This window comes from Paenibacillus sp. UNC496MF, from assembly GCF_900113915.1.
Taxonomy (GTDB): Bacteria; Bacillota; Bacilli; order Paenibacillales; family Paenibacillaceae; genus Paenibacillus_Z; species Paenibacillus_Z artemisiicola.
In genome coordinates this window covers 552,076-574,711 of the sequence record NZ_FORE01000006.1, presented here as the reverse complement: position 1 = coordinate 574,711, position 22,636 = coordinate 552,076, and the positions used below count along the sequence as shown (strand labels likewise).

General features: G+C 61.3%; 20 protein-coding genes and 1 pseudogene. 20 read left to right on the top strand and 1 reads right to left on the bottom strand.

Annotated features, from left to right (window positions below; all coding sequences use genetic code 11):
* The first annotated feature begins 11 nt into the window (after positions 1-11).
* The 14 genes and pseudogenes from BMZ79_RS11120 (at position 12) to BMZ79_RS11055 (ending at position 16,416) form a co-directional block, all read left to right on the top strand.
* Positions 12-977: an ROK family protein gene (locus BMZ79_RS11120; protein WP_090639757.1), complete on the top strand. Its 966-nt coding sequence runs from the start codon at positions 12-14 to the stop codon at positions 975-977.
* A gap of 16 nt (positions 978-993) precedes the next feature.
* Entirely contained in the window at positions 994-2,196 is a 1,203-nt protein-coding gene (gene nagA / locus BMZ79_RS11115; protein WP_090639755.1) for an N-acetylglucosamine-6-phosphate deacetylase, read from the top strand.
* Between the two features lie 38 nt (positions 2,197-2,234).
* A complete protein-coding gene (locus BMZ79_RS11110; protein WP_090639752.1) occupies positions 2,235-3,518 on the top strand; it encodes a Gfo/Idh/MocA family protein in 1,284 nt (427 codons plus the stop codon).
* Positions 3,508-5,115 (top strand): gamma-glutamyltransferase family protein, encoded by a 1,608-nt coding sequence (locus BMZ79_RS11105; RefSeq protein ID WP_090639750.1) that lies wholly within the window; start codon positions 3,508-3,510, stop codon positions 5,113-5,115. The genes BMZ79_RS11110 and BMZ79_RS11105 overlap by 11 nt, the downstream gene beginning before the upstream one ends.
* Positions 5,116-5,351: 236 nt before the next feature.
* The gene (locus tag BMZ79_RS11100) at positions 5,352-6,626 is read left to right on the top strand and encodes an ABC transporter substrate-binding protein (RefSeq protein ID WP_256252660.1); all 1,275 of its coding nucleotides are present in this window, start codon (positions 5,352-5,354) and stop codon (positions 6,624-6,626) included.
* 64 nt (positions 6,627-6,690) lie between these two features.
* The gene (locus BMZ79_RS11095; protein ID WP_256252658.1) at positions 6,691-7,644 is read left to right on the top strand and encodes a carbohydrate ABC transporter permease; all 954 of its coding nucleotides are present in this window, start codon (positions 6,691-6,693) and stop codon (positions 7,642-7,644) included.
* 11 nt (positions 7,645-7,655) lie between these two features.
* The gene (locus tag BMZ79_RS11090; RefSeq protein ID WP_090639743.1) at positions 7,656-8,489 is read left to right on the top strand and encodes a carbohydrate ABC transporter permease; all 834 of its coding nucleotides are present in this window, start codon (positions 7,656-7,658) and stop codon (positions 8,487-8,489) included.
* A 38-nt stretch (positions 8,490-8,527) separates the two neighbouring features.
* Positions 8,528-9,853, top strand: coding sequence for an ABC transporter substrate-binding protein (locus BMZ79_RS11085; RefSeq protein WP_090639740.1), 1,326 nt, complete (start codon positions 8,528-8,530; stop codon positions 9,851-9,853).
* Between the two features lie 14 nt (positions 9,854-9,867).
* Positions 9,868-10,761, top strand: a complete 894-nt coding sequence (locus BMZ79_RS11080) for a carbohydrate ABC transporter permease (protein ID WP_090639737.1) — start codon at positions 9,868-9,870, stop codon at positions 10,759-10,761.
* Between the two features lie 10 nt (positions 10,762-10,771).
* Entirely contained in the window at positions 10,772-11,599 is an 828-nt protein-coding gene (locus tag BMZ79_RS11075) for a carbohydrate ABC transporter permease (protein WP_090639736.1), read from the top strand.
* A 13-nt stretch (positions 11,600-11,612) separates the two neighbouring features.
* Entirely contained in the window at positions 11,613-12,770 is a 1,158-nt protein-coding gene (locus BMZ79_RS11070) for a hypothetical protein (protein WP_090639734.1), read from the top strand.
* A complete protein-coding gene (locus tag BMZ79_RS11065; protein WP_090639731.1) occupies positions 12,767-14,029 on the top strand; it encodes an MFS transporter in 1,263 nt (420 codons plus the stop codon). The genes BMZ79_RS11070 and BMZ79_RS11065 overlap by 4 nt, the downstream gene beginning before the upstream one ends.
* A 603-nt stretch (positions 14,030-14,632) precedes the next feature.
* Positions 14,633-15,484 (top strand): annotated as a pseudogene (locus BMZ79_RS11060) (RtcB family protein); the annotation flags it as partial.
* 5 nt (positions 15,485-15,489) lie between these two features.
* Entirely contained in the window at positions 15,490-16,416 is a 927-nt protein-coding gene (locus BMZ79_RS11055) for an ATP-binding protein (RefSeq protein ID WP_090639728.1), read from the top strand.
* Between the two features lie 340 nt (positions 16,417-16,756).
* Here the strand turns inward: BMZ79_RS11055 and BMZ79_RS35485 are convergent, their stop codons facing one another.
* Entirely contained in the window at positions 16,757-17,275 is a 519-nt protein-coding gene (locus BMZ79_RS35485; RefSeq protein ID WP_090639726.1) for an SEC-C metal-binding domain-containing protein, read from the bottom strand.
* A 204-nt stretch (positions 17,276-17,479) separates the two neighbouring features.
* Between BMZ79_RS35485 and BMZ79_RS11045 the strand changes: the two genes are divergently transcribed.
* The 6 genes from BMZ79_RS11045 (at position 17,480) to BMZ79_RS11020 (ending at position 22,520) form a co-directional block, all read left to right on the top strand.
* Positions 17,480-18,859 carry an MATE family efflux transporter gene (locus BMZ79_RS11045; protein WP_371263669.1) on the top strand — a complete coding sequence of 460 codons (1,380 nt, stop codon included), beginning with the start codon at positions 17,480-17,482 and terminating at the stop codon, positions 18,857-18,859.
* Between the two features lie 288 nt (positions 18,860-19,147).
* Positions 19,148-19,576 (top strand): YciI family protein, encoded by a 429-nt coding sequence (locus BMZ79_RS11040; RefSeq protein WP_090639721.1) that lies wholly within the window; start codon positions 19,148-19,150, stop codon positions 19,574-19,576.
* Between the two features lie 2 nt (positions 19,577-19,578).
* A complete protein-coding gene (locus BMZ79_RS11035; protein ID WP_090639719.1) occupies positions 19,579-20,898 on the top strand; it encodes an RNA polymerase sigma factor in 1,320 nt (439 codons plus the stop codon).
* 288 nt (positions 20,899-21,186) lie between these two features.
* Positions 21,187-21,618, top strand: a complete 432-nt coding sequence (locus BMZ79_RS11030) for a YciI family protein (protein ID WP_090639716.1) — start codon at positions 21,187-21,189, stop codon at positions 21,616-21,618.
* Between the two features lie 112 nt (positions 21,619-21,730).
* Positions 21,731-22,126, top strand: coding sequence for a VOC family protein (locus BMZ79_RS11025; protein ID WP_090639714.1), 396 nt, complete (start codon positions 21,731-21,733; stop codon positions 22,124-22,126).
* Positions 22,127-22,178: 52 nt separating this feature from the next.
* A complete protein-coding gene (locus tag BMZ79_RS11020; protein WP_090639711.1) occupies positions 22,179-22,520 on the top strand; it encodes a DUF1801 domain-containing protein in 342 nt (113 codons plus the stop codon).
* Positions 22,521-22,636: the final 116 nt, after the last annotated feature.

Sequence of the window (22,636 nt, the reverse complement as noted above, 5' to 3'; positions counted from 1 at the left end):
CGCCGCGCGGCATGATGAACCAGGTACATATCGGCGTGGATATCGGCGGCACGAACACGGCCATCGGATTGTTCGATCAAGAGCTGGCCTTGCGGGCGAAACGGTCGTTCGTCACTTCGCTGCCGCATTACCCGGGCAAGACGGACCGTCCGATCCCCTTTTTGGACGAACTCGCGGAACGGATTTTCCGGCTGATCGGAGAACATGCGCCAGGAGCGAAATTGGCCGCGGTGGGCATGGGAGTGCCGGGCAGGGTCGATCCGGTTAACGGCATCGCGCTGGCCGCGTCGAATCTCGCCTGGGCGAACGTGCCGGTCGCCGCGGAAATGTCGGAAAGGCTCGGCGTCCCGGTGTACATCGACAACGACGTGCGGATCTTTATGCTGGGCGAAGCGATGGCCGGAGCGGCCAAAGGGAGCGGGAGCGTCATCGGCGTCACGCTCGGCACCGGGATGGCGGCGGCCGTCATGGTGGACGGCAAAATGTGGGAAGGACATCGCGGGTTCGCGGGCGAGCTCGGGCATGATCAGGTTCCCGGCTATCATGCGCGCTGCAATTGCGGCGGATACGGCTGCCTCGAAACGATCGCTTCGGCTACCGGCATCGCCCGCTTGGGCGCCGAGGCGGCGGCGAATGGGAGGATCCCGCTTCTTCATTCGCCGGACGGCCGGATCACCGCCCGCGACGTCTATCTGGCGGCTATGGCCGGCGATTCCGCCGCGGCGGACATCTTTCGGTTTGTCGGAGCGACGCTCGGCAGCAAATTAACGACCGCCGTTTACCTGCTCAATCCGGAGATGATTATCGTCGGCGGCGGGGCGGCCGCCGCGGGCGAGCTGCTGCTCGGACCGCTTCGGGAAGCGATTTACGGCAAGTATAGGTTTGAAGTCAAGCCGGCTGTCGTCGCCGCCGCGCTCGGGGATAGCGCCGGATTGTACGGCGGCGTTCATTACGCGATCGGCCGGGGGGGCGAGTAGGGAAAGGAGGACGGGGATGGCGAACGGCGATCGGAAGCCCGCGTTATGGATCAATGCCGACATTTACGCGCCCGACGGAATCATCAAGCGGGGGAGGATCCTGGTCGACGGGGAAGGAAGGATCGGGGACGTTGGCGGTCCCGATACGGTATACGGGGACGACATCCCGGTTTTTGACGCCGAGGGGCTGAAGATCGTGCCGGGCTTTATCGACGTGCACGTCCACGGCGGGAACGGATTTAACGCGATGGAGGGAACGTACGAGGATCTGGACGGGATCAGCCGGTTTCATGCCCGGCACGGAACGACGTCCTTTCTGGCGACGACCGCAACGGCATCGAACGAGAGGATCACGAAGGCGCTGGAGGCCGCCGCCGACGCGATGCGAAGAGGCGTGTCCGGCGCCGAGCTCCTCGGCATCCATCTGGAAGGGCCGTTCTTGAACGTCAAGCGAAGCGGGGCGCAGAGCAAGGACGACATCCGTCCTCCCGACCTCGGCGAGATCGAGAGATTCATGCGGTCCGCCGGGCAGCGGATCAAGCTCGTCACGCTGGCGCCCGAGGCGGAGGGAGGACGGGAGGCCGTCCGTTATTTCGCCGAACGCGGAGTGACCGTATCCGCCGGCCATTCGGACGCGACCTACGAGCAGGCCGCGGAGGCAATCGCATGGGGCGTGAGCCATACGACTCACCATTTTAACGGCATGAGCCCGCTGCATCACCGGGAGCCGGGTCTTGCCGGCGCGGGGCTGACGCGTCCCGAGCTTACGACGGAGCTTATCGCGGACGGCATTCACGTGCACCCGGCGGCGGTGAAATTGCTGTTCGACGTCAAATCGCCGATGAACGTGTGCATGATTACGGACGCGGTCGCCTGCTGCGGATTGCCGGACGGCGATTACGGCCGGGTGGTCATGACGGGCGGCCGGATTTATTTGAAGGACGGCTCGAGCCTGGCGGGCAGCTCGCTGACGATGCTTCAGGCGCTGAAGAACGCCATGTCCTTTACCGGCCTGCCGATGGAGCGCATTCTCCCGTCTTTAACCCGGGTACCCGCCCGTCAAATCCGCATGGATCGCCGTAAAGGCGCCCTGGAGGCCGGAAAAGACGCCGACTTTCTAATCCTGGACCAAGAGCTGAATCTGATCTCGACCTTCGTTGCCGGCCGCGAGGCGTATCGTTCCCAAGAAAGCGGCACTATTATCAGAAAATTGAAATAACGATCTCGAAACGATCATATCGGGTGAGGTGAGAAACCGTGATTAAAGCAGCTTTGCTTGGCGCGGGCAGCAGAGGGATGTTCGCCTACGCTTCGTATGCGTTAAGAAGACCGCTCGACATTCAATTCGTCGCCGTGGCGGAACCGAACGAAGAGCGCAGACGGCGATTTGCCGCCGAGCATCGGATTCCCGAGGATAGGCAATTCGCCTCCTGGGAGGAGCTGCTCGAGGAGCCGCGGATTTGCGAAGCGCTTCTGATCTGCACGCAGGACAGGGATCATTTCCGTCCGACGATGAAGGCGCTGGAAGCGGGTTACGACATTCTTCTGGAGAAGCCGATGTCTCCCGACCCGCTGGAGACGATCCGGATGGCGGAGGAGGCGGAACGGCGGAAGCGGATTCTCACCGTGTGCCACGTCTCGCGGTACTCGACCTTCTACAGCGCGGTCAAGAAGCTGTTGGAGGAAGGCCGGATCGGCCGAACGATGACGGTTCAGTGGACCGAGAACGTCGGGTACTGGCATCAAGCGCACAGCTTCGTCCGGGGGAACTGGCGGAATTCGGCCGAATCGAGTCCGATGCTGCTGCAGAAGAGCTGCCACGACATGGATATGCTTCAGTGGTTGATCGGAAGCCGCGTGACCAGCGTATCGTCTTACGGCTCGCTCTCTTATTTCAAAGAAGAGAACGCTCCGGAAGGATCGACCGCCAGATGCACGGACGGCTGTCGGGTCGAGCATGAATGCGATTATTCCGCGCTGAGATTGTATTTGACCGATCAGGATACATGGCCCGCGAGAGTCATCAGCCTGACGAACAGCGTCGAAGCGCGCTTGAAAGCGCTGCAGGACGGTCCTTACGGACGCTGCGTGTACAGATGCGATAACGACGTCGTCGACCATCAGGTCGTTAATTTGCTGTTCGACAACGAGGTGACGGTTGCGTTCACCATGACGGCCTTCACGCATGACGTCAGCCGCTCCTTCAAGATTATGGGCACGAAAGGCGAGCTCAGAGGCCACACCGGCAAAAACGAGATCGAAATCGTTTCTTTCGACGGCCGGCGGGAAACGATTCGCCCCCGGGAAGTCGAAGGCGGGCACGGCGGAGCCGATACGATGATCATGCAAAGCTTCGTCCGGCAGGTCGAGGATCGGCAACCGGCGGGAATCTCTTCGGGGATGGAATCCGCCGGCAGCCACCTCATCGTATTCGCCGCGGAAGAATCGAGACTTACGGGCAAGACCGTGGCGATGGACGAATTCGTAAGCCGGCTGAAGGATCTAGGCTCCGGGACGGGAGGCCTCCTCCATGAAGTTTGACGCCATGCATCACCCTTATCCGTCCAAACGGATGACGCTGTACGGAAAGAACGGCATGGTCGCTACTTCGCAATCGGCGGCGGCGCAAGCCGGCCTCGATATGCTGAAGAAAGGCGGGAACGCCGTTGATGCGGCGATCGCGGCGGCGGCCTGCATGATCGTCGCGGAGCCGACTTCCAACGGCTTGGGAGGAGACGCGTTCGCCATCGTCTACATGGACGGCAAGCTGCACGGCCTGAATGGAAGCGGTTCTGCTCCCGCGGGCATCTCGGCAGACGCCGTGAAAGCGCTTGGGCACAAGCGCATGCCGGCGGTCGGTTGGCTGCCCGTGACGGTGCCGGGTGTCCCGGCATCATGGGCGGCCTTGTCGGAAAGATTCGGAAAACTCCCGTTCTCCGAGCTTCTCCGTCCCGCCATCTCCTATGCGGCTGAAGGCTGCCCGGTCGCGCCCGACCTGGCACGCGAATGGAAGCGGTATTACGACCGGTACGCGGAGCAACTGCAGGGAGAGGAGTTCGAAGAATGGTTCCGCGTTTACGCGCCGGAAGGAAGGGCGCCGGAAGCCGGCGAAGTATGGCGGTCGCAAGACCATGCCCGTTCGCTCGCGGCCATCGCGGAGACGGGAGCGCGGGCCTTCTACGAAGGCGATTTGGCCGACCGAATCGATCATTATTCCCGGAAACAAGGCGGCTTTATCCGCAAGAGCGATCTGGAGGCTTACGCTCCTCAGTGGGTCGACCCGATTTCGGTCAACTACCGCGGGTACGATATTTGGGAGCTGCCGCCGAACGGGCAGGGGCTGGTTCCCTTGATCGCGCTGAACCTGTTAAAGGGCTTCGACCGGAGCGAGCGGGATCTTGCCTCCTATTACCACAAGCAGATCGAAGCGATCAAATTGGCTTTCGCGGACGGGAAGGCGTATATCACCGACCCGGAGCACATGAAGATTTCCGTTCGGGAATTGCTGTCGGACTCGTATGCGGAAGAGAGAAGGAAGCTGATCGGGAAGGAAGCGCTTCTGCCGCTGCCCGGGCGATTGCCGAGAAGCGATACCATCTATCTGTGCGCCGCCGACGGGGACGGCAACATGGTGTCCTTCATTCAGAGCAACGCCGACGGATTCGGTTCGGGCGTGGTCGTTCCGGGAACGGGAATCGCGCTGCAGAACCGCGGCTCCGGCTTCTCGCTCGATCCGGCCGACGCCAATTGCCTGGAGCCGGGCAAAAAGTCGTACCATACGCTCATTCCCGGCTTCATCACCCGGAACGGCGAGGCCGTCGGTCCTTTCGGCGTCATGGGCGGTTATATGCAGCCTCAAGGGCATGTTCAGGTCGTGTCCAGCCTCGCCGATTTCGGATTCTCCCCCCAGGCCGCGCTGGATGCGCCGAGGTGGCAGTGGCTTCACGGCAGAACGGTAAAGCTGGAACGCGGATTCGCCGAGCCCGCCGGCCTCTCCCTGCTGCGAATGGGGCACGATATTCAGTGGGCCGTCGATCAATATACGTTCGGCAAAGGACAAATCATTCTCCGGAACAAAGAAGGCGTGCTGGCCGGCGCGACGGAACCGCGCTCCGACGGCGTCGTAGCGGCCTGGTAAACGGTCTTTGCGCATTCATTCCTCGCCTCCATCCGCTTCGCGCGAAGCGTACTTCCCGCCTTAAGCCATAAGCAGACGACGCTCCGCTTTTATGGCTTGCATCTCATAGATAGATCGACGCATGTCTTCAAATCGTACCGAGCGAGCCTAGTACATCATCGAAACCGCGGCAGCCATGAACTCGGCCTTAAAATCGATTGAGGGGGATTCATATGAAAAAGCTGTTTTCCTTACTGATGGTTGCGTTGATGGTCGTTCTGACCGCCTGCTCCGGCGGTTCCGGCGCGGAGGAGGGCAACGCGGGAGGCGCGAATGCGGGCGCCGGCTCCGGCGACAAGGTGAAGCTGCGCTACGCGATCTGGGATAAAAACCAGGAGCCCGCCATGCAGGAAATCATCCGGAAATTCAACGAAGCGAATCCGAATATTTCGGTAACGGTGGAAGTGACGCCGTTCGACCAATACTGGACCAAGCTCGAAACGGCCGCGGCGGGCAAGAGCCTTCCCGACCTATTCTGGATGAACCCGGCCAACTTCCTGAAGTATGCCAGCAACGGCCAGCTCGCCCCGATCAGCGATAAAATCGCGGCCGATCAGGTCGATATGGCGAATTACCCGCAAGCGCTTATCGATCTGTACACGTTCGACGGGAAGGTGTATTCGTTCCCGAAGGACTTCGATACGATCGGCTTATGGTATAACAAAGAGCTGTTCGACAAGGCCGGCGTTCCGTATCCGGACGACACGTGGGACTGGAACAAGCTGGTGGAGGTATCCAAACAGCTGACGGATCCCGCGAAGGGCATCTTCGGTTTTGCCGCTCCGATCGATTCGCAGCAGCAGCTCGGCTACAATTTTATATTCCAGAACGAAGGGTACGTCATTTCCGAGGACAAAAAATCGCTCGGCTACGGCGAGCCCGCGACCATCGAAGCGATGCGGTTCCTGAACGATCTCGTGCTGAAGTACAAGGTGTCTCCGTCGCTTCAGCAAATGACGGACAACACGGTCAACGTGCTGTTCGAATCGGGCAAGGCGGCCATGATTACCGCCGGCTCCTGGAACCAGATCGAATTCTCGCAGAACGAATATACGAAGGACAAAGTCGACGTCGCTCCGCTGCCGCAAGGCAAGAAGAGAGCCACCGTCATCAACGGGCTGGGCAACGTTATCGCGGCGAACGCGAAGCATCCCGAAGAAGCATGGCTCTTCTCGAAATTTCTCGGATCGAAGGAAGCGGCCGATATTCAAGCCGCATCGGGAGCGGTCATACCGGCGTTCAACGGAACGCAGGCCCCGTTCGTGGAATCGAATTCGGCCTTCGACCTGCAGGTATTCGTGGACGCCGCGAAATACGCCGTGCCTTATCCGATCTCTCTCGAGACGCGCAAGTGGCAGCAGTTCGAAATCGATTATTTCAAGAGAGCGTGGGCCGGCGAAATTTCCGTCGAGGAAGCCGCCAAGATGGTGAACGAAGCAGGCAACAAGGTGCTGGCGGAAGAGCGGCGTTAGCCTGTGCATCAAGCCGCGGTACCGGCCGCCCGGGCGGCCGGTGCCGCCATTAGGAGGAATGGGAATGAACGCCTTAGGATCGAATGCCCCGACGCAATCGGCCATCCCCCTGAAACAAACGAAGAGGACGGGGATGGGCAGGCTGCGCCGCAACGATTATTTCTGGGCCTATCTTATGATCGCCCCGACCATGATCGGTACCGCCGTTTTCAGTATTTGGCCGCTCATTCAAACGCTCTATCTCGGCTTTACGAAGTGGGACGCGTTCGGGAATTACGAGTGGACGGGTACGGAAAACTATCGGCGCATGGCAAGCGATCCGGAATTATGGCTTTCTTTGAAGAATACGGTGGTGTTCACGATCTGCACGGTGCCGGTCAGTCTGATGCTCTCCACGATCGTCGCGATTTTATTGAACCAGAAAATCCGCGGGATTCCGATATACCGTACGCTGTATTTCCTGCCGGTGGTGACGATGCCGGCGGCCGTGGCCATGGTGTGGAAATGGCTGTATAACGCCGACTTCGGACTGCTCAACTATGCGCTGGGGTTCTTCACCGATCTGCGGCCCGGTTGGGTATCCGACCCGTCGATCGCGCTGTATTCCATAGCCGTCGTGTCCGTATGGGGCGGCATCGGGTATAACATGATCATTCTCATTTCTGGGCTTCAGGGAATCTCCTCGACCTTCTACGAAGCGGCTTCCATAGACGGGGCGAGCACGATGACGAGGCTGTTCCGCATCACGCTGCCGCTTCTGACGCCTACTTTCTTCTTTCTGACCATCACTTCGCTGATCGGCTCGCTTCAAGTATTCGAATTGATCTTCATGATGATCGGACCGAACAGCATTGCCATCGACGCGACGCAAACGATAGTCTATTACTTCTACCAGACGGCGTTCCTCGATAACGATAAAGGCTACGCGACGGCCATTGCCCTGCTGTTGTTCGTGATCATCTTGCTTGTTACCGTCGTCCAATTTATTTTCCAGAAGAAATGGGTCCATTACGAATAGGGGGCCAAGCCATGCCTACGCAAAAGCGTTTCCGTATGAAGCTCGCCGCAACGCATCTCGTACTCCTCGCCGGAGCGCTTGTCATGACCGTTCCGTTCGTCTGGATGGTGCTTACGTCGGTGAAGACGATGGGGGAAGCGACCCGCATTCCGCCGGTCATCTTTCCGAAGGCCATCCAGTGGCGCAATTATGCCGGCGTTTTCGACACGCTTCCTTTTCTCGCCTTCTATTGGAATACCGTCATGACGACGGTCGCGAAGACGTTCGGGCAGCTGGTCTTCTGCTCGCTTGCCGCGTACGCGTTCGCCCGCATCGACTTTCCGCTAAAAAACGTACTGTTCATCCTGCTGCTATCCGTTCTCATGGTGCCGAACCAGGCCTATCTGATCCCGCAATATTTAATCATGGTCAAATTCGAATGGCTGAACACGTTGACCGCCTTAATCGTACCGGGACTTACAAGCGCTTTCGGCACCTTCCTGCTCCGCCAATTTTTCCAATCGATGCCTAAAGAACTGGAGGAGGCCGCGAAAATCGACGGCTGCAACCATTTCCGAATCTACTTCCGGATTTTGCTGCCGCTGGCCAAACCGGGCCTGATCGCGCTGGCCATCATGACCGCGCTCTGGTCCTGGAACGATTTGATGTGGCCGCTGATCGTCAACAGCTCCCCGGAGAAGATGCCGCTCTCCGCGGGCCTGGCTTCCCTTCAGGGGCAGTATTTGACCGACTACCCGCTGCTTATGGCGGGATCGCTGCTCGCGATCCTGCCGATGATTCTCGTCTTTAGCGTCTCGCAGCGCTATTTCGTCGAAGGCATCGCGCTTTCGGGCACGAAAGGCTGAGCCGTAACGATTATCAAAAAAATGGGAGGGGTTATAAGATGAAGAAATCCGGTATTTTGGCTTTCATGCTGGCCTCGATCCTGCTGCTGGCGGGCTGCTCGGGCAACAACGCGGCAAATCCGGGAAGCCCTGCAGGAGAATCCGGCCGTTCCGCCGAGCCCGGCGGCGGCGATTCCGGCTCGGACGGTCCGGTTACGCTGACCTGGTGGACGATGGATACGCCTTCTTTCGTCGAGGCCAACAAGAAATGGATCGAGGCGTATAAAAAAGCGAAGCCGAACGTCACGATTAACTACCAATATTTCCCTTACGATATTTTTATCCAGAAGCTGAAAGCGGCCTATGCCTCGAATACGCCGCCGGACGTCGCCCAAATGTTCGGCACCTGGGTCACGGATTACGCGAAGAACGGCCATCTCCTGGCGCTGGAAGACGATTCGGTCAAGAACGATATCTACGACGCTCCGCTCGGAGGATATACGTACGAGGGCAAGCTGTACGGCATCCCTCACGAATATAATATCGAGAATAACGGCGCGCTGGCCCATAAAAAAATGTTCGACGATAGCGGAATCGCCTATCCGCCGAAAACGTGGGCCGAATTGATGGACGCAGCGGGGAAACTGACCGTCCGGGACGGGAATAAAATCGCGGTCCGCGGCTTTGACTTTACGTCGACCGACGCGATTAATTTCCTGTTCCTCGCCATGATCCTGCAGCAGGGCGGAAACTATTGGACCGAAGACAACGACGTCGACTTCAATACGCCGGAAGCCGAAAAAGCGTTCGCGGCGATGAGCGATATGATCCTTGCCGGAAAAATAAGCGATATGACGTTATTCGGCACCGACGAAGAGCCTTATATGACCTTCTTCAAAGGAAATTCGGCCATGACGATGGCCGGTCCCTGGGTCATCGCGGAGGGCACGGGTACCTTCGGCGTGAACGACTTCGATTATATGCCGATCCCTCCCTTTGCCGGAGATGCGCCCGTCTTCGCCGCGGAATCCGGTTGGGGCGAGGTCGTATCCAAAGCGAGCGGGCATCCGCGGGAGGCGCTCGACTTCATCCGGTTCACGGCGGATCCGGAGCAGGCGAAAATGTGGAACTTGGCGACGTTTACCGTGCCGGCCAATAAAGCGGTAGCCGCGGACCCCGATTTTACCGGCCGGGTGGCGTTAATGAAGGCTTCGCTGGATTCGCTCGAATACGGCAAGTGGATCGGACCGGTCGGCGACCGCGATTTCTGGTTCAAGACCGTATCCGACAACTTCTACGCCGTCGTTTCCGGCAAGCTCGCCGCGCAGGACGCTTTAAGGACGATAACGGATTCGGTCAACGAAATGCTCGCGCGGCATAAGTGACGGGGGGAAGGCCCATGAACATAAAGTCCAACCGGAAGTCGGCCGAGAGGCGGTTTATCGCGTTCTCCCTGACGCCCATTCTGATTATATTCGCGGTATTTTCGGTCGTCCCTATCGTATGGGGAATCCTGCTCATGTTCTATAATTACAGCCCGCTGAACGCGAATTCGCCTTTCGTCGGCTTCGCTAATTTCAAGCAGATGCTTCATAACGAAATCTTCCTCATTTCCTTCAAGAATACGTTTAAGTTCGTTCTGATCGCGATTCCGGTCAATCTCGTCCTTACGCTCGCGGTAGCTCTGGGCATTAAGGGCATACGCAGCCGTTTATGGAGGAACGTGTTCCGCACCTTCTTTTTTCTGCCGTGCATCGCGCCTCTGTCGGGATCCGCCCTGATCTGGACCGCCATGCTCAAGCAAAACGAAGGCTTGTTCAATATCGTGCTGGAGCGAATCGGACTGGACGCGGTCAATTGGCTGAACGATCCTTCCATGGCGATGATATCCATCATTATGATGACCCTGTGGGCGGATATCGGCTATAACATCATCTTGTTCGGGGCGGGCCTCGATTCCATCCCCGACATGTTCTACGAAGCGGCCAAGCTGGACGGCGCGGGGCCCTGGCGTTCGTTCGCGAGCGTCACGCTGCCGCTGCTCAGCCGGACTTCCGTATTCGTCGTCATTATGACCAGCATTTCGTATTTTCAAATGTTCCCGCAGTTCCAGATCATGACCAACGGCGGTCCCATGAATCAGACCAGCGTGCTCGCCCTCGACATCTTCAACAACGCTTTCTCCTATATGAATATGGGTTACGCTTCCGCGATCGCCTTCGTCCTGTTGGTCATGATCCTGATCGTCACGCTCATACAGCTTCGGCTGGGCCGCGTCCAGTGGGAATATTAGGGGGATTCGTATGAAGAGCAAAAAACTGGATATTCCGTACATTCTTTTGTTTACAACGATGCTTATCGCCTCCGCCCTCATGTTTATTCCTTATCTATGGATGGCGCTCTTATCCGTTAAGAGCAATATGGAAATTATGATGAATCCGACCGCGCTCGTTCCGGAAAATCCTACCGTGGAGGGCTATCGCACCGTTCTCCAAGAAGCGCCGTTTATGCGGTGGTTCATGAACAGCGTCATCACGTCGGCCATCATCACGATCGGCTTGCTCTTCTCCAGCTCGCTCGCGGGCTACATCTTCGCGAAGTTCCATTTCCGCGGCTCGAAGACGATACTGGTCGTCATCATGGCCACGATGATGGTCCCGTTTCAAGTCGTGATGATTCCGATCTACCTGATTATATCGAGGCTCGGCCTGATCAATCATCTCGCCGCGATCGTCATTCCGTCCCTGGTGGGCGCGTTCGGCATTTACTTGTGCAAGCAGTTTATCGAAGGCATTCCGAAGGACCTGATCGAAGCGTCGCGGATAGACGGCGCTTCCGAAACGAGGACCTACGCGTCGCTCATTCTTCCCCAGATTACGCCGGTGCTTTCGGCGCTCGGCATCTTTACCTTCATGGGAGCCTGGAACAATTATTTGTGGCCTTTAATCGTTCTGAACGACGAGAGCAAAATGACCGTTCCTCTGGCGCTCGTTTTCTTCAACAGCCGCCATACCGTAAACTACAACGTCGTCATGTCGGCCGCCGTACTCATTATGATTCCGGTCATTATCGTGTTCCTGATCTTCCAGAAACAATTCGTGAAAGGGCTGACCCTTACGGGGATCAAGTAAAGGACGGGTTCCGATGAATAGCATAAGCATCCCTCTTTCCATCCAGATCGTCATCGACGACGTAGGCTGGTGGACCGGCAAGGACGGCTCCAAGGAAAACGGGCCGTTCCGGACGGGAATCGCCCGCGACCATCATCCGGCGGATTACGAGGCCATCGCGGAGCTCGGCAAACGGCTCGGCATGCGTCCGCAGGCCGCCTTCATCATTAGCGAGTGGGATCGAACCGATCGCCTGCGATCGCTTCCAGATGCTACGCATGGGGGAGAACGCTGGAACAATCCTTGGAAATCGTCTCCATTATTGGACGAGGCGGCGAAAATCCTGAGAAACGAAAGCCGTCATATCGAATTGGCCCTGCACGGGATCGGCCATGAATATTGGGGCTCCGGCGCCATGGACCGGGCGGAGTGGCATGACGGGAACGGACGGATGAGACCGGAGGGCAGCGTGACCGGACATTTGGATACATTCGCCGCGCTGCTGGAGGAGAACGATCTGGGCCTTTTCCCGGAATCGTTCGTCCCCACGGCGTTTTATCATCGTTTCGGGGGCGAGGGCGGAGGGCTTTCCGGTATTTTGGAGCGATACGGGATCAAGTATATATCCACGCCGTTCTCCATGATGCATCGGTCGAAGCGGCCCGAGACGGAGCTGTTCGGGGTGGACGGCTCCTTGATCACGGTTAACCGCGGAGACGATCTATGCGGCTGGAACCGCATCGCTCCGGACCCGAGAGGAGAGATCGAGGGTCCGGTCTGCGGCATGCACTGGCCGAATGTGCTGCATCCCGATCCGGAGAAGAACGGCGACGTCGTCCGCCGATGGGTCGATCTGCTCGAGCCCTATCGGCAGCGGTTCGACACGATGCTGGCCGCGAATACCGCGGAAGGCTTCAGCCAGCTCATTTATCGCCGGGGCGTCGCCTTGCGGGAGGAGCCGTCCGGCTGCGTGCTCGATTTCTCCGGGCTTTCCGGATGCAGGCCGCCCGGGCTGCTCGATTATTTTACGATCAAGGTCAAGCGGGATAAGCATATCGTTTCGTCTTCGTCCGAAATCTCTTTGTTCGAGAACGCTTCCTTGTCTACCCCCGAGTACAGGACGATAGTCGTCAAGAGGCGCGGCTCCGAGAACTCGGCGCTTATCCGGATGGCGAACGGCGGCGAGCCGTGAAGGAGACGAATCGGGATCGGCGGCGCAATTCGTTCCTATTCGTCCTGGATTCGATCTTATTCAATAACGCGATGACGTTCCTGTCCGTCAACGCCGTCATTACGCTATTTCTATCCGATTTGGGGGCCGGCACGGGGGAGATTGTCCTGGCAAACGCTTTGGTTTACATCGGCACGTTCGTCAGCCAGCCGTTCTTTGCCAAGAAAGTGATGAACCTCGCCTATAAAAAGAAAGTTTTCAAAAATATTTTGCTCGTCCAACGGTTCTTTTTCCTTGCCTGCGTGCTGACGATTCCTTTGTTCGCCGAGGCCTACCCGCGGCCGATGACGCTGCTTTTTCTGGTAAGCTGGGGGATATTCAGCCTGTTCGTCGGCTCGTACGCGCCTTTTTATATGAGTCTGTTCGCCAAGCTCGTGCCCGAGCAGCATCGCGGCCGGCTGCGGGGATACGGCGGGGGCGCCGCCAATCTGATCGCTTTGGGCGCCGCCGCGCTGGTCGGCGTCATTCTTCGAGAGATGCCGTATCCTTATAATTACACGCTCATCTTCGCCATCGGCGTCCTCCTGCTGATCGCCGACGGGCTTTGCTTCGCGTGGATGAAGGAGAGCGCTCCGGACGAAGCGGTTAAGGCGGACTTCAACTACTTCCAATACTTCAAGGCGATCCCGGACATGTTTCGCGGCTTCAAGCCGTTCAAACGGACGGTCATCGCTTTTTGCTTCATGATGACGGCACAGGCGAGTTTGGCCTATTATGGGCTTTATTCCGTTCGGGCCTTCCAGGCGGGCGGATCCGATATCGCTTTGTTTCCGGCCATTACGGGATTGGCCAACATTATCAGCAGCATCGCGTTCGGGATTATGGCGGACCGGCTGGGGCACCGGTCCGTGCTGGTCGCGGCTTCCGTATCGGGCGGATTGGCGGGCTGCTTGATCTTCGCTTACCCGAGCGTATGGACGGTCTACGCGGCGTTCGCGTTGACCAACTTTTGCCTGAACGGGTACAACATCAGCAGCGGACTGTTCATTATCGAGCAAATTCCGCGGGAGCGGCTTCCGATGGGGATCAGCATCAATACGATGATTACGCTGATCGTCTCCTCCGTCGCCACCGTCGGAAGCGGCGTGCTGGCGGATCGGATTTCCTTCCTCTCCGTATTCGCGATCGCAAGCGCGTGCGGGTTCCTCGGAGCGATCGTATTATGCCGCAAGCCCAAATCCTTCGAGCGGGTATCGGCCGAGGCCGGCGGCAATCCGTGACAGCGCCTTTGCGGCGCGGTTTAAACATCGTAGCGCGTCCTTCGGGACGACGGGAGCTTCCCGTCGTTCCGAGACGCTCTTTTTTTTTCATCGACATTTGGCTTAAGGCCGATTTGCTGTTGAGAGGTAAGAGATGACGATAATTCCAAACCATATCCAACGCTACGCGTTATACCCAAGCCCGATAAAAAAACATTATGATGCCGATCACTTATTTTAATTCATGTATTGACAATCATTCCCTCGGCAGGTAGCATTACCAGCATCTGATTCAGAAGGGAGGCCGAGGGCCATGACCGTACGATTCAACCTACTACGCAGCCTGACCGCACCGTCGCAACCGAATAGTTCGCTCATTGTCCATCGGCCTCTACGGGCCCGGCTCGCGTAAGACCAGGATCGATTGCCCTCCGGCCGCCGGTGCGTTCAACGCACGGCCGCTTCGCCGGAGGCCGGTCCGGCGCCTTGCGCCCGGCATGAAGACCGTAAGCGATGTACGCTTGCGGTCTTTTTGCGTTTTCATTTTCGTCCCGCCGCGGCCAGCCGGCCGCATGATGATGCATGCATGATTATTTTACAAACGAGAGGAACGACCCTAATCATATGTCAACAACCCCTTACCGGCGAATCGATCTGCCCGCCGGCGATCTGCACGTCTTCGCCGCCGACGATCTGTTCCATGCCATGGGCGCCAAGGTGCTCGAGATGGCGAACAACAATTTGCAAATTCCGAATATCCGCTACATGAGCTACACGCCGGACGCCCACGTCGGCGTCGGCACGTGCATCGGCACGACGGCGGTCTGGGGCGCCGGGGACGGCTTCGTCTCGCCCTCCATCGTCGGCAGCGACATCGGCTGCGGCATGCGGGTGCACCTGACGAACCTGGACGCGGCCGACCTGCGGGACGTGAAGGTCCGGCGCAAGCTGGTCAAGGCGATCGAGAAGCGCATCCCGGTGGAAAACCACGCGCGCGGCTTCTTCTCCGACATCCGGCTGGACGACGTCCTGCGCAAAGGGCTGCACGGCCTGCCGAACAAGTACGTCCCGGACGGCTACACGCCGCGCAAAGCGACCTCGCTCTCGCACGTCGAATGCAGCCGGTTCCGCTACGACGAGGACGCCCTGAACCGCATTCCGGAGCCGCTCTGGCACCGGGCGCACCGCCAGCTCGGCACGCTGGGAGGCGGGAATCATTTCATCGAGATTCAGGCGCTCGAGACGGACGAGGCGAACCGCGGCATCGCGGAACAATGGGGGCTGCGGGACGGCCAGGTCGCGGTCATGATCCACTCCGGCTCGCGGGCGTGGGGCGGCGCGGTCAACCAGTACAGCGGCTCCGAGGTCGCGAAGACGATGCACCGGCTCGGGCTCGGCACGGGCGATCCGAAGCTCGCGTTCGCCCCGCTCGGCAGCGACGCCGGACGGACGTACACGGCTATCTGGAGCACCGCGTCGCGATGGCGCGGGTGCCCCGCGTGACGCAGCACGGGCTGGGGTACGAGGACCTGATCTTCGGCGAGCACGACGAAGCGATGCTCCGCTTCCTGGAGGCGATGCGGGAACGCCAGCTGGCCAGTCCGAAGATCATCGTGTTCACGGACACGAAGGACGGCCTGGAGCAGACCCGCGAGCCGGCGTCCGCGCCCGTCACCCGCAGCGACGTGTTCATGGACGAGGAGCTGAAGACGCAGATCTACCGCTCGGTCGACGAGTTTTTCTCGCGGGACCGCGCGTTCTTCCTCACCTACGGCATTCCGTACAAGCGGGGCATCCTGCTCTACGGCAAGCCGGGCAACGGCAAGACGACGCTCGTCAAATCGATCTCGTCGACGGCCAGCGCGCCGATCGCGTACTGGCAAATCACCGAGTACACGAGCAGCGGGTCGATTCAGGAGGTGTTCGCGGCCGCCGTGCAGCTGGCGCCGATGGTGCTCGTCATCGAGGACATCGACTCCATGCCGGATTCGTGCCGCTCGTACTTCCTGAACACGCTGGACGGCGCGAACTCGAAGGAGGGCATCTACCTCATCGGCACGACCAACTATCCGGAGAAAATCGACCCGGCCCTCATGAACCGCGCCGGCCGCTTCGACCGTGCCTACGAGGTGAAGCCGCCGAACGAGGCGATGCGGCGCGCGTACCTGGCATACAAGGGGCTGAACCGCCTCGTCGACGAGGACGCGGTCGGCCGCGCGGCCGCCGCGACGGAAGGGTTCACGCTCGCCCAGCTGAGCGAGCTCTATGCCTCCGCCGCGCTGCAGATGCATTACGAGCGCGCCGTCCACCTGGAGCGGGTCATTCGCGACATGCGGACGGATTACGACAAGGGCCGCAGCCGCGAGTGGATGTCGGACGCCGCGTCCCGGAAGCTCGGCTTCATGTAAAGGAGCGGAAGCGCCGCCGGAAGGCGGAATGCGGTCGGGAAAGCGGAACGCGGTCGCGAAGGCGAAGCGAGGCGGGGGAGCGCTGCTGCGGTCCGCGCCGGGCGGCAAGCCCGCGCGCAAGGAGCCGCGCGCGTCGCCTCGTCCGCCTCGCCCGCGTTGCCGCGCTGAGCCGGTCCGCCCGCGTTGCCTCGCCCGCGCCGGCAATCCGCGTCGCCGACGCAAAAAAGAACCGCCCCGCAGGTCATGTTGCCATGACCTGCGGGGCGGTTCCTTGCCGGCGGCGGCGTCCGGCGCCTTCCGGGGCGCCTTCGGCCGGCCGCTCGCGCGAGCCGATTCGTTCTCAGCTCGCCAGCGCTTCGAGCGTGCGCGCCACGTACGGATGCAGCTCGCCGATCCGCTTGGACACGCTGCCCGCGGAGACGTCGTACCGCTTCGCGACCTCCGCCTTCGTCACGTTCGGGCGGCCGGTCATGACGGACAAGCTGTATTCCAGGGCGGCGAAGACGACGCCCGGCTTTTGCACGACCGGCTCCTGCTCGCGCGAATACGCGAACCAGAGCAGGGTCGTGGCGTTGATTTCGTCCCACGTGAAGCGCTCCGCCAGATGCGTCACCAGTTCCTTGGCGATGTCGCCGTACTGGGGCTGCGTCCAAGTCAGCCGTTCGACGGCGGCGTTCATGTCCGCCAGGGATTCCGGCACGGCGACGGCGATGCCGCCCGCTTGTCCGGCCGGCGCGTCCGCCCCGGCTTCGCGGCCCGCGAACCGGGCGGCCGCGTCCTTCTCCAGGCAGCACTTCTTGTATTTGTTTCCGCTTCCGCACGGACAGGGGGCGTTACGGCCCACTTTCGACTTTTTCATCGGGTACACTCGCTCCTCTCACGCTACCCATGGTAACAGAAAGCCGGCCCTTACATCAAACGTCCAAAACACATAAATATTGGACAAGCGGAGCGGAAACGGGTTATGGCATAATGAGTAACGGCATTGTTTTATCCAACTTAGCGATTACGGGAACGGGGATTACGCAAGCTTATGAACATCGGGGAACAAACAACGGGGGCCGTGCCCACCTGGAAAACATTAAGTCTCTTCGGCCTGGCGTGGCCGATTCTGGTCGACTCCGTGCTGCGGATGATGCTGGGGACCGCCGACGTCTTCATGCTGAGCCGCATCTCGGACGGCGTGGCCGGCGCGGTCGGACTGGCGAACGAAATCATCGTATTCTGCATTCTCATGTTCGGCTTCGTCGGCATCGGCACGAGCGTGGCGATCACGCAATATTTGGGCGCGGGGCGGAAGAAAACGGCGAGCCGCATCTCGGCGCACGCGATTTCGCTGAACGTCCTCTTCGGGCTGCTCGTCGGCCTGGTGCTCTTCGGCTTCAGCGAGCAGTGGATGCGGATGCTCAATCTCGATCCGGGGCAGATCGCCATCGCGAACACGTATCTGAAGGCGATCGGCGGCTTCATCTGGCTCGAGGCGATCTCCTACGCGGTCTCGTCGATCATCCGGGCGAACGGCCGCACGCGGGACGTCATGTTCGTCACGCTCGGCGTCAACGTGCTCCACGTGACGGGCAATTACCTCTTGATCTTCGGCCACTTCGGCTTCCCGGAATGGGGCGTGACCGGCGCGGCCGTGTCCACGATCGTCAGCCGGGCCGTCGGCGTCGCCGTGCTGCTGATCCTGCTATACCGCCGCGTGCCGAGCCCGATCCGGCTGAAGGATTACGTCCGCTTCGACAAGGCGCACGTCAAACGGATTCTCGGCGTCGGCCTTCCGGCGGCCGGGGAGCAGATCGCGTGGCAGTCGCAGTACATGACGGTCATGAGCTTCGTGAACCTGATCGGGGCGCAGGCGCTGAGCGCGCATATCTACGTATTCAACGTCAGCACGTACTTCATGGCGTCGTCCACGGCGATCGGCATCGCGACCGAAATCATCGTCGGCCACATGGTCGGCGCGGGCGAGAAGAAGGCCGCGTATTTCCGGCTGATGCGGAGCCTGCGGCTCAGCATCGCGGTGACGGCGGTCGTCGTGGCGGTGACGGCGCTGTTCCGCTATCCCATCATGGGGCTGTTCACGGACGATCCGAAGATCGCCGCGATGGGCGCGGGCATCTTCCTCATCTCGATTATTTTGGAGCCGGGGCGGGTGTTCAACATCGTCGTCATCAACTCGCTGCGCGCGGCCGGCGACGCGAAGTTCCCGGTGCTGATGGGCGTGTTCTCCATGTGGGGCGTCTGCGTGCCGCTCTCGTATTATCTCGGCGTGCATCTGCATTGGGGGCTGCCGGGCGTCTGGATCGCGTTCACCGTGGACGAATGGCTGCGCGGGCTCATCATGCTGGCGCGCTGGAAGAGCGGCGTCTGGGCGCGAAAATCGTTCGTGCAGCCGGCGAAGCCGCCGGCGGAGCAGCCCGCGGCGGCGGTCGGCGCGTGACGGGCGCGTTCGGCCCGGCCGGAGCGGCGGCGCGGATAAGGGCATGAATCGTTAGCGGCGCGAATGGTTCGCGGCGTTAACCGGCGGCAGCCTCGGACTTTGCGGAGTCCGGGGCTGCTTTTTTTGGCGGTTCGGATGCCGCGGTTTCCGCCCTGTATTATAATGGCACTAGCTTATCCCGATCTTTTTTGCGCCGCGCGTCGATTTGGCGCGCCCGCGTTCGTCGCGTGAATAGAGGCCGAATTTTCGGCCGGCATTCCAAAACCGAATTTCAGGAGGAGATGTACGATGCGTTTCATGCTGGTCGTGAAAGCAAGCAAGGATTCCGAGGCCGGCGTCCTGCCGTCGCCCGAGCTGGTCGCCGCGATGACGAAGTATAACGAGGAGCTGGCGAAGGCCGGCGTGCTGATCGCCGCCGACGGGCTGCACCCGAGCTCCGGGGCGATCCGGATCTCGTATCCCGAGCCGGGCGGCAAGCCGCAGGTGGTCGACGGCCCGTTCGCGGAGACCAAGGAGATCATCGCCGGATATACGCTGATCGAGGTCAAGTCCCGCGAGGAAGCGGTCGAGTGGGCCTTGCGCATGCCGGACCCGCACGGCTTCGGCGAAGGGGAGATCGAGCTGCGGCAGGTGTTCGACTTCGCGGACATCACCCCCGACGCGGAGCTGCAGGCCCGCGAGGCCGCCGTACGGGCGCGGCTCGGCCGGGGTAACTGACCATGGCGCGGACCTCCGGCGCGCACCGGACGATCGACGCGATCTGGCGGATCGAATCGCCCAAGCTCATCGCCGGGCTCGCGCGGATGGTCCGCGACGTCGGGCTGGCCGAGGATTTGGCCCAGGACGCGCTCGTCGCCGCCTTGGAGCGGTGGCCCGAGAGCGGCATTCCGGACAATCCCGGCGCCTGGCTCATGACGACGGCGAAGCGCCGCGCGATCGATCTGCTTCGGCGCAACAAGACGCGCGACCGCAAGTATGAAGAGTGGGGACGCGCGGCGGGGACGTTCACCGAGGACGACCTGGAGCGCGGGCTGGACGGCGAGATCGGCGACGACCTGCTGCGGCTCATCTTCACGACCTGCCATCCGATGCTGTCCCGGGAGGCGCGCGTCGCGCTGACGCTGCGTCTGCTCGGCGGTCTCGCCACCGACGAGATCGCGCGGGCGTTCCTCGTCGCGGAAGCGACGGTCGCGCAGCGGATCGTCCGGGCGAAGCGGACGCTCAGCGCCGCGCGCGCGGCGTTCGAGGTGCCGGAGGGCGAAGCGCTGAAGGAACGGCTGGCGGCGGTGCTCGAGGTCATCTATCTGATGTTCAACGAAGGCTACGCGGCGACCTCCGGCGGCCAGTGGATGCGTCCGCTGCTCTGCCGGGAAGCGCTGCGGCTCGGCCGGATGCTGGCCGAGCTCGCGCCGCGGGAGCCGGAGGCGCACGGCCTCGTCGCGTTGATGGAGATCCAGTCCTCCCGCTTCAAGACCCGGGTGGACGCGAGCGGCGAGCCGGTCCTGCTGCTCGATCAGAACCGCGCGCTGTGGGATCATCTCCTGATCCGCCGCGGCCTCGCCGCCCTGGAGCGGGCGCGCAAGCTGGGGCGGCCGCTCGGCCCGTACGCGCTGCAGGCGTCGATCGCGGCCTGCCACGCGTCGGCGCGGACGGCGGAGGAGACCGACTGGGTGCGCATCGCCGCGCTGTACGAGGCGCTGTCGCGGGCCGCGCCTTCGCCGGTCGTGGAATTGAACCGCGCGGTGGCGATCGCGATGGCCTTCGGCCCGGCGTTCGGCCTGCAGCTCGCGGACGAGCTGGCCGCGGGGCGGGCGCTGAAGGATTATTACTTGCTGCCGAGCGTCCGCGGCGATCTGCTCGCCAAGCTCGGTCGCCACGCGGAGGCGCGCGCCGAGTTCGAGCGGGCGGCGTCGCTGACGCGCAACGAGCGCGAGCGGGCGCTGATGCGGAGGCGCGCCGCGGAATGCGAGGCCGCGGCAGCCGGCGGGGCAGACGCCGGAACCGCCGCGCCGGAACAACCGCCGAACTCAACACCGTAACAGCCATCGGAACAAACGCCGGAACACGGAAACAACCGCCGAACTAAACTCGAACACCGAATATCGAAACAACCGCCAAAAACACGGAAACAACGGTCGGAACAACCGCCGCAACATTCGCCGAAAGCGAGCGCCCACGGGCCTCGCTTTTTTTTTGCCCGCGATGTCGATTTCGCCGCCGGAGCTTCGTCGCTCCAGTAGAGGCGAAAGCGGGGCGGCGGCGCGAGCGCGCGGCAGCCGCGGATCATTCGCCCTAACGAGGGCAGGACGGGAAGGAGAGGGATCGCCATGCGGTACATGCTGCTGGTGAAGGCGACCGCGCGCTTCGAAGCGGGCATCGCCGGAGGAGCGCCGCACGCCCTGGCGTGGGCGGCGTTCCGCGAAGCGCTGGCGGACGCCGGCGCGCTGCTCGCGGAGGAATGGCTGCGCCCGAGCGCGAGCGGGGTGCGGATCGCCTACCCGGCGCCGGGGTGCCGGCCGGAGCTGACGGCGGGACCGTTTGCCCCGGAGACCGGCACGGTCGCGGGTTACGTGCTGATCGAGGCCGGATCGGCGGAGGAGGCGACGGCCTGGGCGCTGCGCATGCCGGAGCCGGACGTCGGCGGCGAGGTCGCCATCGAGGTGCGCGAGCTGGCCGAGCGCGAGGGGCCGCGAAACTGGCGGAACGAGGCGTCGGCGGCCGAGCTGCGCGACCATCTCGGCATGCTGCGGCGCTTGTAAAAGAGTCATTCGCTTTTTTTTATCGCCGCCGCCGTCGATTTCGGAAATCGCCGTTCGTCGCTGTAGTAGAAACCGAGTTACGCCACCTTACACGAGAGAGGATGTTCGAATCATGGGAGCGCAATTGACGCCGTATTTGATGTCGGAGGACGCGCGGGCGCAGGCGGATTTTTACGTAAAAGCATTGGGCGGGGAGATTCAGTCCGTCATGACGTTCGGCCAGATGCCGGGCGCGCCGGAGGAGATGGCCGATAAGGTCATGCACCTGGCGATGACGGTCGCGGGCGGCAGCGCGCTGTTCTTCTCCGACGGCGGGCCGGCCGGCTATACGCGGAGCATCTCGCTGTCGCTGTCGTACGGCGACGAGGCGGAGGCGCGCGAGGCATTCGCCAAGCTGAGCGACGGCGGAGACGTGAAGCATCCGTTCGCGCCGCAGCCGTGGGGCGCGTATTACGGCGAGGTGCAGGATAAGTTCGGCGTCGTTTGGCAAATCGTCAAGCACCTGTAACGCGCGGAAATCGAATCTACACTAGACATACGCGAAGGAGCGAATCGAAAACATGAACGCGGAAGTGACGACTTTTATCGAAACCATTCAAGAGCCTTGGCAGCGGGAGCTGTGCGCCGGCCTGCGCGAGACGGTCCGCGGCGCGGTGCCGGACGTGCAGGAGCGCATCCAGTACAAGAAGCCGCATTTTCTGAAGAACGGCAAATACGCCGCCGTCATCGGCACCTCGAAGGACGCGGTCAGCTTCACGATCTTCAACGCCGCCGGGCTCGAGCTGCCGGCCGGGCGGTTCGACGGCCCGCCCGAGCGCAAGACGATGAAGCTGAAGCGGGGAGACGCGTTCGACGCGGCGCAGCTGACGGCGCTGGTCGGACAAGCGGCCGCGGGACTGTAAGCGGAGACGGTTCGCCGTCCGCGAACGCACGATCGGATCGACCGGCTCGGGAGCTTCGGCGCCCGGCCGGTCTTTTCGTATGGGCCCGTCTTCGGCCGGGCACGCCCGCGCGCGCC

What these genes read in the sequence shown, in the direction of transcription:
- BMZ79_RS11105 (WP_090639750.1), top strand. Translation starts at nt 3,508, where the DNA reads ATGAAGTTTGACGCCATGCATCACCCTTATCCGTCCAAACGGATGACG.
- BMZ79_RS11055 (WP_090639728.1), top strand. Translation starts at nt 15,490, where the DNA reads ATGGCGCGGGTGCCCCGCGTGACGCAGCACGGGCTGGGGTACGAGGAC.
- BMZ79_RS11020 (WP_090639711.1), top strand. Translation starts at nt 22,179, where the DNA reads ATGAACGCGGAAGTGACGACTTTTATCGAAACCATTCAAGAGCCTTGG.
- BMZ79_RS11120 (WP_090639757.1), top strand. Translation starts at nt 12, where the DNA reads ATGATGAACCAGGTACATATCGGCGTGGATATCGGCGGCACGAACACG.
- BMZ79_RS11080 (WP_090639737.1), top strand. Translation starts at nt 9,868, where the DNA reads ATGAACATAAAGTCCAACCGGAAGTCGGCCGAGAGGCGGTTTATCGCG.
- BMZ79_RS11085 (WP_090639740.1), top strand. Translation starts at nt 8,528, where the DNA reads ATGAAGAAATCCGGTATTTTGGCTTTCATGCTGGCCTCGATCCTGCTG.
- nagA (WP_090639755.1), top strand. Translation starts at nt 994, where the DNA reads ATGGCGAACGGCGATCGGAAGCCCGCGTTATGGATCAATGCCGACATT.
- BMZ79_RS11040 (WP_090639721.1), top strand. Translation starts at nt 19,148, where the DNA reads ATGCGTTTCATGCTGGTCGTGAAAGCAAGCAAGGATTCCGAGGCCGGC.
- BMZ79_RS35485 (WP_090639726.1), bottom strand. Translation starts at nt 17,275, where the DNA reads ATGAAAAAGTCGAAAGTGGGCCGTAACGCCCCCTGTCCGTGCGGAAGC.
- BMZ79_RS11075 (WP_090639736.1), top strand. Translation starts at nt 10,772, where the DNA reads ATGAAGAGCAAAAAACTGGATATTCCGTACATTCTTTTGTTTACAACG.
- BMZ79_RS11095 (WP_256252658.1), top strand. Translation starts at nt 6,691, where the DNA reads ATGAACGCCTTAGGATCGAATGCCCCGACGCAATCGGCCATCCCCCTG.
- BMZ79_RS11035 (WP_090639719.1), top strand. Translation starts at nt 19,579, where the DNA reads ATGGCGCGGACCTCCGGCGCGCACCGGACGATCGACGCGATCTGGCGG.
- BMZ79_RS11025 (WP_090639714.1), top strand. Translation starts at nt 21,731, where the DNA reads ATGGGAGCGCAATTGACGCCGTATTTGATGTCGGAGGACGCGCGGGCG.
- BMZ79_RS11070 (WP_090639734.1), top strand. Translation starts at nt 11,613, where the DNA reads ATGAATAGCATAAGCATCCCTCTTTCCATCCAGATCGTCATCGACGAC.
- BMZ79_RS11100 (WP_256252660.1), top strand. Translation starts at nt 5,352, where the DNA reads ATGGTTGCGTTGATGGTCGTTCTGACCGCCTGCTCCGGCGGTTCCGGC.
- BMZ79_RS11090 (WP_090639743.1), top strand. Translation starts at nt 7,656, where the DNA reads ATGCCTACGCAAAAGCGTTTCCGTATGAAGCTCGCCGCAACGCATCTC.
- BMZ79_RS11030 (WP_090639716.1), top strand. Translation starts at nt 21,187, where the DNA reads ATGCGGTACATGCTGCTGGTGAAGGCGACCGCGCGCTTCGAAGCGGGC.